This window comes from Kitasatospora sp. NPDC053057 (assembly GCF_044546945.1).
GTDB lineage: Bacteria > Actinomycetota > Actinomycetes > Streptomycetales > Streptomycetaceae > Kitasatospora.
On the sequence record NZ_JBITZP010000082.1, the window covers coordinates 1 to 10,547 of the forward strand.

Genomic DNA, 10,547 nt, shown 5'->3' on the forward strand with positions numbered 1-10,547 from the left:
AACGCACGCGCCGAACCGAAGACCAACTTCGCCCCCGACTCACCCATCCGAACCTGGACCGATTACCCGGCCAAGGCTGCGTGACAAGCCACTAGCAGTGCGGGCCATGGTGGCGGACCTGAAGCAGGTGAGCGGCTACTTGCTCGACGATGACGTGCGTGAGCGGGTGCGCGGCCAGGTGGCGGCGGCGATCGGCGCGGACACCCGCGTAGTGGTGACGCATTCGCTCGGCACGGTGGTGGCCTACGAGGCGCTGTGCGCGCTGCCCGGGCACCCGGTCCGGGCGCTGGTCACACTCGGCTCGCCCCTCGGCATCCGCAATCTGGTGTTCGACCGGCTCCGGCCGTCCCCGACCGGCTCCGGCAAGGCGATGCGCAGGCTGTGGCCGGGCGGAGACGAGCTGGCCTGGACGAATCTGGCCGACGCCGGGGACATGGTGGCGCTGGTCAAGGACCTGCGCCCCGGGTTCGGCGAGCGCCTGCGCTCGGGGGTGGTGCACAACGGCGCGACCGCGCACGACGCCACCGCGTACCTGGCGGACGGATTGTGCGGCCGCGCGATCGCCGAGGGCCTCCCATGACCAGTGCGGAAGGTCGGGAGGAGCCGCGCCGGTTCCTGATCGCCGCGGTGGAGGCCGACTATCCATTGGTGGCCGGACATGGCCCGGCCACCCTGTCGCCGGACGCGATCGGGCAGCACATCAAGGAAGACCCGCCCGGCCCACATACCAGGGCGTAAACCTGGCCATGGTGAGCCTGGACGGCAAGGCGCCGCCGTTCTTCCCCAACCCCCGCCATGATGCCAGCCTGACCGAAGTCGACCTGGCTCTGTAGCAGGCCGCCGCCTTCGAGGAGCAGGACCGACAGCGCGAAACCGAGTTCACTTCGCGGTTGCTGGTGCGCGCCATGGGCTACCCCAGCGATGCCCCCATACCGGGATGGTGGTTCTGCGGCCGCCACGCCGCGCTACGGGACCTGGCCAGGTGGCTGAACAACCCCGCCGGCGACAAGGCGGCCTGCCACGTGGTCACCGCCGCCCCCGGCTCGGACAGAACCGCGGTCCTGGGCCTGATCGCCGCCCTCACCCATCCCGAGCACCGCCGCCCCATCCCCCTCACCGCGCTCGGCCTACCCCCCCGACCTGCTCGACGCCGACGCGATCGACACCGCCGCGGACATCGATGAGTTCGGCTACGCTGCGGCGCAGGCTGCCGGCTGGCCGCTCTACCGGATCGTGGACGTCGGCCGTCCCGGACACTCCGAAGCCGGGCGGCCCGAGACCCGAGCACGCGCCGAAATCGAACGCCTGCCTGGGGGGCGACAGCCGGGTCAGCTGGTCGCGTTGCGGTACTTGCGCACCGCCAGCCAGGAGAACAGCCCCGCGATCAGCAGTGACCAGAGCGTGGACGCCACGATCGGATGCTGCATCGGCCAGACGTGCGCGCCGTCGGCCCCGGGGTTGCCGAACAGGTTCCGGCAGGCCTGGACGGTGGCGCTGAACGGGTTCCAGTAGGCGATCGTCTGTAGCCACTTCGGCATGGTGTCCACCGGTACGAAGGCGTTGGAGAGAAACGTGAGCGGGAAGAGCCAGATCAGGCCGGCCGAACTGGCGGCCTCCGGGCTGCGCACCGACAGGCCGATCAGCGCCCCGATCCAGGAGAAGGCGTAGCCCAGCGCGAGCAGCAGCAGGAAGGCACCCAGTGCCCTGAGCACCCCGCGGTGTGCCCCCCAGCCCACCAGCATCGCCACGATCGCCAGCACCAGCAGGGTGAAGGCGCTTTGCACCAGGTCGGCCAGAGTCCGCCCGGCGAGCACCGCCGAGCGTGTCATGGGCAGCGAGCGGAAGCGGTCCATCAGGCCCTTGGTCATGTCCTCCGCGATGCCGGCGGAGGCCCCCTCCACCGCGAAGGTGACCGTCTGGGCGAAGATCCCGGCCATCAGGAACTCGTGGTAGCCGCCGCCCGGTACGTTGATCGCGCCGCCCAGCACGTATGAGAAGAGCAGCACGAACATCACCGGCTGCAGCAGCCCGAGGATCACGATCTCGGGGATCCGGGTCATCCGGCGCAGGTTCCGCTGGGCGACCACCCAGGAATCGCGTGCCATCTGGACGACTCCGCCGCGTGGCTGCGGGATCGCCCGTCCCCTCATCACGGTCTCGACCACGGTCGGACCTCCTTGTCGGGGTCGGTCTCCCCGGCCGTGTGGCCGGTGAGGAACAGGAAGACGTCGTCGAGGGTGGGCCTGCGCAGGCCGATGTCGTCGATGAGGATGCCCCGCCCGTCCAGCTCGCGGATGACGTCGGCGAGTACCCGGGCGCCCCCGTCCACCGGTATGGCGATCCGCCGGGTGTGCTGGTCCACGCTGGGCCGGCCCTTGCCGTACGGGGTGAGCGCCGCGACGGCCGCACCGATCAGCTCGCGCTGGTGGACCACCACTTCCACCCGTTCGCCGCCGATCCTGGCCTTGAGGTCGTCGGCGGAGCCGCGTGCGATCACCCGGCCACGGTCGACCACGGCGATATCGTGCGCGAGGCGGTCAGCCTCCTCCAGGTGCTGGGTGGTGAGCAGCAGGGTGGTGCCCTCCGCCACCAGCGTCTCGATGACCTCCCACAGCGCCAGCCGGTTGCGCGGGTCCAGACCGGTGGTGGGTTCGTCGAGGAACATCACCGGGGGCCGCACCACCAGCGCGGCCGCCAGGTCGAGCCGGCGGCGCATACCGCCGGAGTAGGTCCTTGCCAGCCGATCGGCCGCCTCGGCGAGGTTGAACCACTCCAGCAGCTCCCGGGCGCGCGCCTTGGCGGCCCTGGTCCGCATCTGGTAGAGCCGGCCGACCATCTGGAGGTTCTCCCGGCCGGTGAGGTACTCGTCGACCGCCGCGTACTGGCCGCACAGACCCATCAGACTGCGGACTCGGGCGGGGTGCCTGAGCACGTCCACGCCCGCCACGTAGGCGCTGCCGACCTCGGGCCGCAGCAGAGTGGTGAGCACCCTTACTGTGGTGGTCTTGCCCGAGCCGTTGGGGCCGAGCAGGCCCAGTACCGTCCCCTCCGGCACGTCCAGGTCAACCCCGTCCAGGGCCCGTACGTCACCGAAGGTCTTCACCAGGCCCTCGGCTCGGATGGCCGCCCTCATGCGCCTCCTCCTTCTCCTGGTGAACCACCTGACGGTCGGGCTGACAGGACCTCTCATTCTGCTTTCCGGCGGGGGAGCGGCCCGGTAGCCCACGCGCTGGCGGGCCCCGTGTTCGCGGTGGCCCGTCCGGCAGCCCGCCCGGATGCGAGTCACCCGGGTGTGGTGGAAGCCTGGGAGTAGGGACCGGAGCGGCCGAGCCGCCGGGTTCCCGAAGGGCCGCGTGCACCGGCCGAGGGCGGCTGCGGAGCCGCACGGACCTGCGGCGGTCGCGCGCCGGCCGATTGGAGGTCACCCCGTCGGCTCGCCCTCCGCACCACGATCAACACCGTCGACACCGGACGCGCTTTCTGTCGGACCCTCTGCCGAATCGAGGCGGTACCAGTGGATCTCAGGATGTCGGTCGAAGACCGGGAGGAATTCCTCGCCGGAGTGCACGTGGGGATCCTGGGGGTGGACGATCCACGCGACGGCGGTGGGCCGTTACTGCTCCCGATCTGGTACTCCTACCGGCCCGGCGGGCTGGTGACGGTCCAGACCGGGCGGGAAACGCTGAAGGCCCGGCTCATCCGCGGCGCGGGCCGGTTCAGCCTGTGCACGCAGAACGAGACGGCACCGTACCGGTACGTCAGCGTGGAGGGGCCCGTGGTGGCCGTCGAGGACCCGATCCCGCCGGCCGAACACGAGGAGCTGGCCCACCGGTACCTGGACCCGGACACGGCGACGGCGTACCTGGCGGCCAACCGCAGGCAACTGACCGACAACATCCTCATCCGTATGAGGCCCGAAAGATGGCGGACCGCCGACTTCGCCGCCTTCGCCACGGAGTTCGAGCATTAGCTGCTCGTGCTACCCGGACATGCGGCAGAGAGCGGGACATTCCCATGAACACCCGGGCCATGACGCACCAGGCGGCGGACGAGCACGCCGAGAAGGTGGGCTGTCCACGCGACCGCTGTCTCCACGAGCTGTTCGACGCCTGGGCGGCACACCGCCCGCAGGCCACCGCCTGCACACAGCGCGGCCGCGGCATCAGCTACGGCGAGCTCAGGATCCGCTCCGACGCACTGGCCACCCGGCTGCACGACTCCGGGGTGCGGCACGGCGACATGGTCGGAGTGTGCGGGGCACGGTGCCCGGAAGCGCTGGTCGCCTTCCTGGGCATTCTCAAGACCGGCGCGGCGTACGTCCCACTCGACGACACCTCACCGCCAGCGCGACTGCAGGCGATGGCCGAGGACGCGGGGGTGCATACCGTCGTCATACTGCCCGGCAGCGCCCGCCGCATCCGGCGCGTGCGCACCCGTGTCGACCTGGGCTGCCCTGCATCGGCCGCACCGGCCGCACCGGCCGCACCGGCCGCGGTACCGCGGACCCGGGTACGGCCCACCGACTGCGCCTACGTGATGTTCACCTCCGGCTCGACCGGCCGCCCCAAGCCGGTGGCGATCCCGCACCGCGGAGTCGTGCGGCTGGCGGTCTCCGACCTGGTCGGCCAGCGGCCTCGGCCCGGTGAGCGAGTGCTGCACGCCTACGGCCTCTCCTCGGATGCCTCCACGATCGAGATCTGGCCCGCGCTGCTCGCCGGCGCCTGCATCGTGATCGCCGACCAGGAGGAACTGCTGTCACCGGCCGCCCTGGAGTCACTGCTGCGCTCCGAACACGTCGGCATCGCCTATCTGACCACCGGGGTGTTCCACCACGTCGCCCGTACCAGGCCGTCGGCACTGCGGTCCCTGCGGTTCGCCTCGGCCGGCGGTGAGGCGATGGACCCGGAGCTGGCCCGCGCGGTAATGGCGGCCTGCCCGGACACCGCAGTGGTCAACTTCTACGGCCCGACCGAGAACAGCGTCGTCTCCACCGCACACCTGGTAGACGATCTGCCGCCCGAGGTGACGGCCGTGCCGATCGGCCGCCCGCTGGAGAACTCCACCTGCCAGGTACTGCGTGCGAACGGCACCCCCGCCGGCACCGGCGAGGAAGGCGAACTCCTCGTCGGCGGAGACGGGCTCGCACTCGGATATCTCGGCGACCCCGAGCTGACCGCAGAACGCTTCGTCGACAACCCCGTCGAGCCCGGCACACGCCTCTACCGCACCGGTGACCGGGTGCTCCTGCGCGCGGACGGCGCACTGGAGTACCGGGCCCGGGTCGACAGGCAGATCAAACTGCGTGGGCACCGCATCGAACCGGAGGAGATAGAGACCCGGCTGCGGGCGGACAGCGCGGTGGGCGAGGCCGTCGTCGAACGGGACGGCGACACATTGATCGGGTACATGACACCAGCTCATCCCGGCCGGGCTCTGCCCCTGGGCCACATCCGCGATTCCCTCGCCACCTGGCTGCCCGCCGCCGCGGTACCCGCGCGGCTGGTGGAACTCGCACAGTTCCCGGTCACCGCCGGAGGCAAGGTCGACCGCCACCGGCTGCGCAGGCTGGCGGCGACCGAAACCGCCGCCGCCCCGGCAGCGGCGGACGGCCCCGGGTCCGGCCTGCAGGACACAGTGGCGCAGGTCTGGCAGGTGGTACTGGGCGTGCACCCGGCACCGGGCGACAGCTTCTTCGCCATCGGCGGCGACTCCCTGCTCGCAGCCGAGGCCGTCACCCGTACGCTGACCGCCTTCGACCTCGACGCCCGGCACGGCCGCACCCTGGTCCACAGCCTGCTGCGATCCCCCGCGCTGGAGGACTTCACCGCCGCCGTCGCCACCATCAGGGACCGGCCCGGCAAGGCGAGCGCCGACACGGGGCCGGTGGACTTCCGCGCCGAAGCACAGCTGGGCTTCACCCTGCCGGCGCAACGCGGACCGGACCCCGACTGGCGGCACCCCGGGGAGGTGCTGCTCACCGGCGCCTCCGGCTTCGTCGGCGCGTTCCTGCTGGCCGCGCTGCTGCGCCGCACCGACGCCCGGGTGCACTGCCCGGTACGGAGCCGGGACCGTGCCCACGCCCGGCAGAAGATGGCGCGGACCCTGACCCGCTTCGACCTCGCCACCGCCGAAGCCGCCGACCGCATCGTGTGCTTCCCCGCCGACCTCGCCGAGCCTGGCCTCGGTCTGGAACCAGGCCGCGCCGACGAGCTCGCCGACACCCTCGACCTGGTGATCCACTCGGCCGCGCAGGTCAACTTCCTCTACCCGTACGAGGCGCTGCGCCGCACCAACGTGGAAGGCACCAGGGAGATCGTCCGGCTGGCTGCCGGGCGCGGGGTACCGCTGCACTTCCTCTCCACCATCGCGGTGCTGGCCGGCTTCGGAACCGCCGGCGTACGGCACGTCGACGAGGACCTGCCGCTCGACCACGCCGACCGGCTCACCATGGGCTACGCCGAGAGCAAGTGGGTCGCCGAACAGGTGCTGCGCAACGCCGCGGATCAAGGCCTGCCGGTGGCGGTCTACCGGCCGTACGAGATCACCGGCGACCGGCACACCGGCGCCTGCAACACCGACACCGCGATCTGCTCGCTGTTCAAGACGATCAGCGAGACCGGGCTGGCCCCCGACATCCCGCTGCCGCTGGACTTCGTCCCGGTGGACTACCTCGCCGACGCGGTGGTGCACATCGCCACGGCGCACCGAACCACCCGCCGGACCTACCACCTGACCAATCCCCGCGCGGCGAGCCTGCACGACATGCTCGACCGGATGGACGCGGGCGGCCACCGGATCAGCCGGCTCCCCTACGAGGAGTGGGTGGGCGAACTCGTCCGCCATGTCGCGCAGCACCCCACGAGCCCCACGGCCCCGTTCGTCTCCCTGTGCGTGGACCGCTGCAAGCAGGCGGACATGTCCGTCAAGGAGATGTACTTCGAGGGCACCTTCCCGACTGTCGGGCGGGCCAACGTCGAGCGCGACCTGGCCGCCGCGGGCCTGTACTGCCCTCCGGTCGACGCGGAGCTGCTGGACCGCTACCTGGAGTACTTCTACGCCACCGGCTACATCGAGCGCCCGTGACCGCAGCACCCTCGAAAGCAGCACCCTCGCAAGGGGAACGAGCATGACCTCACAGCCAACCGGCGCGCCGGCGCCTGGCCCCGAGCTGGACGTACTGGAGTTCCCGCTCCCACCGCCGGGCACCATGGGCCCGCCGGAGGAGTGCGCACGGCTACGCGAAAGCCGCCCCATGGCCAGGGTCAGGCTGCCGATGGACGCGACCGCCTGGTACGCCACCCGGTACGAGGACGTCCGGGAGCTGCTCGCGGACCCCCGGCTGATCAGGCCGACCATCAACGACTGGCCGCCCCGCCCCGGGCAGGCCACGGACGACGGGCCGCGCCTGATCACCATGGCAGAACTGGACGGCCCCCGGCACGTGGCGCTGCGCAGGGCCATAGCTTCGGCGTTCAGCTTCCGAGCCGTCCGGGACCGACTGCCGCGCATCCGCGAACTCGCCGAGCACCTGCTGGAGGAGTTCGAGGAAGTCGGCCGCGCCGGCGACCTGGTCGCCGGATTCACCGAACCGTTCCCGCTGCTCGTACTGTGCGACCTGGTGGGCATCCCCTTCCAGGACCAGGACTGGTTCCTTCCGGTGCTGGACGCGGCCCTCGACGGCATGGTGACCTCCGAGGACGGAAACAGGGTCACCGACCTGCTGCGCGAGTACATGGCCGAGCTGATCGCACGGAAGCGGAGCCGACCCGGTGACGACGTCCTGACCCGGCTGGTCGGCCAGTGCGACGGCGGAGTGCTGACCCATGACGAGGTGATGGCCTTCGGGCTGTCCATGCTCACCGTCGGCTTCGGCATCAGCGGCTTCTTCCTGGCCGACTCGGTGCACACCCTGCTGGAGAGGCCCCAGCTGTGGACCCGCCTGCGCGACCGCCGCGACCTCATGCCCGGGGCGGTGGAGGAGATACTGCGCTACATGCCGGTGATGAACGGCACCGTGCTGCTGCTGGCCACCGAGGACATCGAGGCAGGAGGGCAGGGCATCCGCGAGGGCGAAGCCGTCATCCCCGTACTGGCCTCCGCCAACCGTGACGGGAGTGTGTTCGCCGACGCCGCCCGGCTCGACCCGTACCGCGCGGACAACCCGCACCTCACCTTCGGCCGGGGAGCCCACAACTGCGTCGGCGCCCACCTGGCACGCGCCGAACTGACCGTCGGCCTGGAGGCGTTGTTCGACCGCTTCCCCCGGCTGCGTCCGGCCGACGGGCACGAACCCCTCTGGGACGACCAGTCCGTCACCAAGTCACCACTGACGCTCCCGGTCAGCTGGTGAACTGGCCCGCAGGCCCTCGCACCCGGTCAAGCCCAGACGACCGAGCCCTCACACCCGGTCGCACACGAGAGAAGGGGAGGTCCACCCGTGAACACCACGCCGGAACCTGTCGTCGACGCGCCGGTCATCGACCTGCCCCTCCCGCCGCCGGGCACGATGGGACCACCCGAGGAGTACGGCCGGCTGCGCCGGGAGTGCCCGCTGGTCAAGGTCCGGCTGCCGATCGGCGCCACCGCCTGGTACGCCACCCGGTACGACGACGTCAAGGAACTGGTCGCCGACTCCCGGCTGATCCGGCCGAGCATCAACGACTGGCCGCCCTGCCCCGGCCGGGCCCCCGGTGACGAGCCGGGCCTGATCACGATGATGGAACTGGAAGGCCCCCGGCACGCCGCCCTGCGCAGGACATTGAGCGAGCCGTTCAGTGTCCGGTCCATCCGGAGCCGACTGCCGCGCATCCGGCAGTCGGCCGACCGGCTGCTCGATGCGTTCCTCGACGGAGGCCAGCCCGGCGACCTGGTCGTCCGGTTCCTCGAGCCCTTCCCCGTCATGGTGATGTGCGACCTGGTGGGCATCCCCTACGACGACAGCCAGTACTTCCTGCCCAAGGCGGACGCCGCGCTAGGGGCCCTACTCACCCTGAAGGAGGGCCGCGAGGCCACCTCCCAATTGCGCGCGTACATCACCTCGCTGCTCGAGGGGAAGCGGTGCGAGCCCGATGACGACGTGCTCACCGAACTGGTCCGCGAGTGCGAGCACGGCACGCTGGACCATGAGAGCGCGGTGAGCTTCGGGCTCTCCATGCTGGTCGCCGGATACCGCACGAGCACCATGTTCCTGGCCGACGCCGTGCTGACCCTGCTGACCGTGCCCGGCGAGTACGCACGCCTGCGCGACAACCGCGACCTCATGCCCGGCGCGGTGGAGGAACTGCTGCGCTTCGTACCGGTGATGAACGGCGTCGTCGTCCTCCAGGCCGTCGAGGACATCGAGCTGCACGGCCGGACGATCCGCGCCGGCGACGCCGTGCTGCCCGTACTCGCCTCCGCCAACCGCGACGGGAGTGTGTTCGCCGACGGGGACCGGCTCGACCTGTGCCGCGCGGACAACCCCCACCTCACCTTCGGCCGTGGAGCGCACAACTGCATCGGCTCCCACCTGGCACGCGCCCAGATGACCGTATGCCTGGAGGCGCTGTTCGACCGGCTCCCCGACCTGCGCCTGGCCGAAGGCCATCAGCCCATCTGGGAGGACGAGTCACCGAGCAAGTCACCCATCACCCTCCCCGTCAGCTGGAGCGCCCCCGAGGCCGCCGGGTAGGCGGCAGCCCCGGCGATGTCCCATCGCGCGCTTCGGCAATGCCGGTGGGGAGACCGCCGCGGCCGGCGCCGGCCACGACCCCGTCCAGGTCGTCCTCGAAGCCGCCAACATCGAAGCCCTCCCCCACGAGACCTCCACCCTCGTCCGCGGCCTCATCGAGGCCAGCGCCAGCCCCCACGCCGCCGTCACCACCAAGCGCCTGACCACGATCAGCACGCAGGTCCTGGTCAACTCCGCCTACCGCACCGTCGACACCTGGCAAGGCCACCTCGGCCGACACCCTCTCCAGCGGTCACACGCTCTACGACGGCAAGCCCTTCGGACAAGCCGGCCCGACCGGCGACCCAACGAGCAACCAGGTCCTCGACCACTGCGACCAGGCCGGCAACGCCGTCTACACCCACACCGGCAGCGCGACCTTCGACGCCTCCACCTACAACGCTGCCGGTTCGCAGCTCAGCGGGCCGTCGGTCACGCCTGCGCTGACCAGAGTCGCTCTCACTCCGGCCACCGGGGCCCTGCCGACCCAGGTACAAGGCACTGGCCCCATGGGAGCCGACTGGACCACCACCACGACGGTGGACCCGGCCCGCGGCTCCGCGCTCACCAGCACCGATGCCAACGGCCGTACCACCACCGGACAGTACGACGCCCTAGTACTCCACCGCGCTCCGCTCCCGCCTGCTCGCCGAGCACAACCCGGCCGCACGCGCGGGCTTGGTCCTGGCGATCGCGGAGCTGGCCCGGGCCGAAAAATCGCAGGTCGCAGCCCTGTTCACCGAGGGTCTGTACGGTCTTCGGTGTAACTCCCGATCATGGAAGTAGCACCTGATGAGCGACGTGACTGTCTCTGTTGAGGCGGTTGAAGAGGTCCGGC

8 protein-coding genes are annotated in these 10,547 nt (G+C 71.1%); 6 read left to right on the forward strand and 2 right to left on the reverse strand.

The genetic code is table 11. The annotated features are described in order from the left end of the window. The first annotated feature begins 106 nt into the window (after positions 1 to 106). Together ACIG5E_RS38270 and ACIG5E_RS38275 are read left to right on the forward strand one after the other, a co-directional pair. Positions 107 to 580, forward strand: a complete 474-nt coding sequence (locus ACIG5E_RS38270; protein WP_396541739.1) for a hypothetical protein — start codon at positions 107 to 109, stop codon at positions 578 to 580. After that, positions 577 to 738, forward strand: coding sequence for a hypothetical protein (locus ACIG5E_RS38275; RefSeq protein WP_396541741.1), 162 nt, complete (start codon positions 577 to 579; stop codon positions 736 to 738). The genes ACIG5E_RS38270 and ACIG5E_RS38275 overlap by 4 nt, the downstream gene beginning before the upstream one ends. 590 nt (positions 739 to 1,328) lie before the next feature. On the opposite strand, the gene ACIG5E_RS38280 is transcribed toward ACIG5E_RS38275, so the two are convergent. Beyond that, positions 1,329 to 2,150: an ABC transporter permease gene (locus ACIG5E_RS38280; protein ID WP_396541754.1), complete on the reverse strand. Its 822-nt coding sequence runs from the start codon at positions 2,148 to 2,150 to the stop codon at positions 1,329 to 1,331. Next, a complete protein-coding gene (locus ACIG5E_RS38285; protein WP_396541743.1) occupies positions 2,150 to 3,133 on the reverse strand; it encodes an ATP-binding cassette domain-containing protein in 984 nt (327 codons plus the stop codon). The genes ACIG5E_RS38280 and ACIG5E_RS38285 overlap by 1 nt, the downstream gene beginning before the upstream one ends. A gap of 393 nt (positions 3,134 to 3,526) precedes the next feature. Here ACIG5E_RS38285 and ACIG5E_RS38290 point away from each other — a divergent pair, with 393 nt between their 5' ends. The 4 genes from ACIG5E_RS38290 (at position 3,527) to ACIG5E_RS38305 (ending at position 9,670) form a co-directional block, all read left to right on the forward strand. Continuing rightward, on the forward strand, positions 3,527 to 3,970 hold the full coding sequence (locus ACIG5E_RS38290) for a pyridoxamine 5'-phosphate oxidase family protein (RefSeq protein WP_396541745.1): 444 nt from the start codon (positions 3,527 to 3,529) through the stop codon (positions 3,968 to 3,970). Between the two features lie 44 nt (positions 3,971 to 4,014). Next, entirely contained in the window at positions 4,015 to 7,083 is a 3,069-nt protein-coding gene (locus ACIG5E_RS38295) for an amino acid adenylation domain-containing protein (RefSeq protein WP_396541747.1), read from the forward strand. A 43-nt stretch (positions 7,084 to 7,126) separates the two neighbouring features. After that, positions 7,127 to 8,350 carry a cytochrome P450 gene (locus tag ACIG5E_RS38300; protein WP_396541749.1) on the forward strand — a complete coding sequence of 408 codons (1,224 nt, stop codon included), beginning with the start codon at positions 7,127 to 7,129 and terminating at the stop codon, positions 8,348 to 8,350. Positions 8,351 to 8,437: 87 nt separating this feature from the next. Beyond that, positions 8,438 to 9,670 (forward strand): cytochrome P450, encoded by a 1,233-nt coding sequence (locus tag ACIG5E_RS38305; protein ID WP_396541752.1) that lies wholly within the window; start codon positions 8,438 to 8,440, stop codon positions 9,668 to 9,670. The last annotated feature ends 877 nt before the right edge of the window (positions 9,671 to 10,547 follow it).

Excerpts from the sequence above, each read along its gene's own strand:
- ACIG5E_RS38300 (WP_396541749.1), top strand. The coding sequence starts at position 7,127 with ATGACCTCACAGCCAACCGGCGCGCCGGCGCCTGGCCCCGAGCTGGAC.
- ACIG5E_RS38290 (WP_396541745.1), top strand. The coding sequence starts at position 3,527 with ATGTCGGTCGAAGACCGGGAGGAATTCCTCGCCGGAGTGCACGTGGGG.
- ACIG5E_RS38285 (WP_396541743.1), bottom strand. The coding sequence starts at position 3,133 with ATGAGGGCGGCCATCCGAGCCGAGGGCCTGGTGAAGACCTTCGGTGAC.
- ACIG5E_RS38295 (WP_396541747.1), top strand. The coding sequence starts at position 4,015 with ATGAACACCCGGGCCATGACGCACCAGGCGGCGGACGAGCACGCCGAG.
- ACIG5E_RS38280 (WP_396541754.1), bottom strand. The coding sequence starts at position 2,150 with ATGAGGGGACGGGCGATCCCGCAGCCACGCGGCGGAGTCGTCCAGATG.
- ACIG5E_RS38275 (WP_396541741.1), top strand. The coding sequence starts at position 577 with ATGACCAGTGCGGAAGGTCGGGAGGAGCCGCGCCGGTTCCTGATCGCC.
- ACIG5E_RS38270 (WP_396541739.1), top strand. The coding sequence starts at position 107 with ATGGTGGCGGACCTGAAGCAGGTGAGCGGCTACTTGCTCGACGATGAC.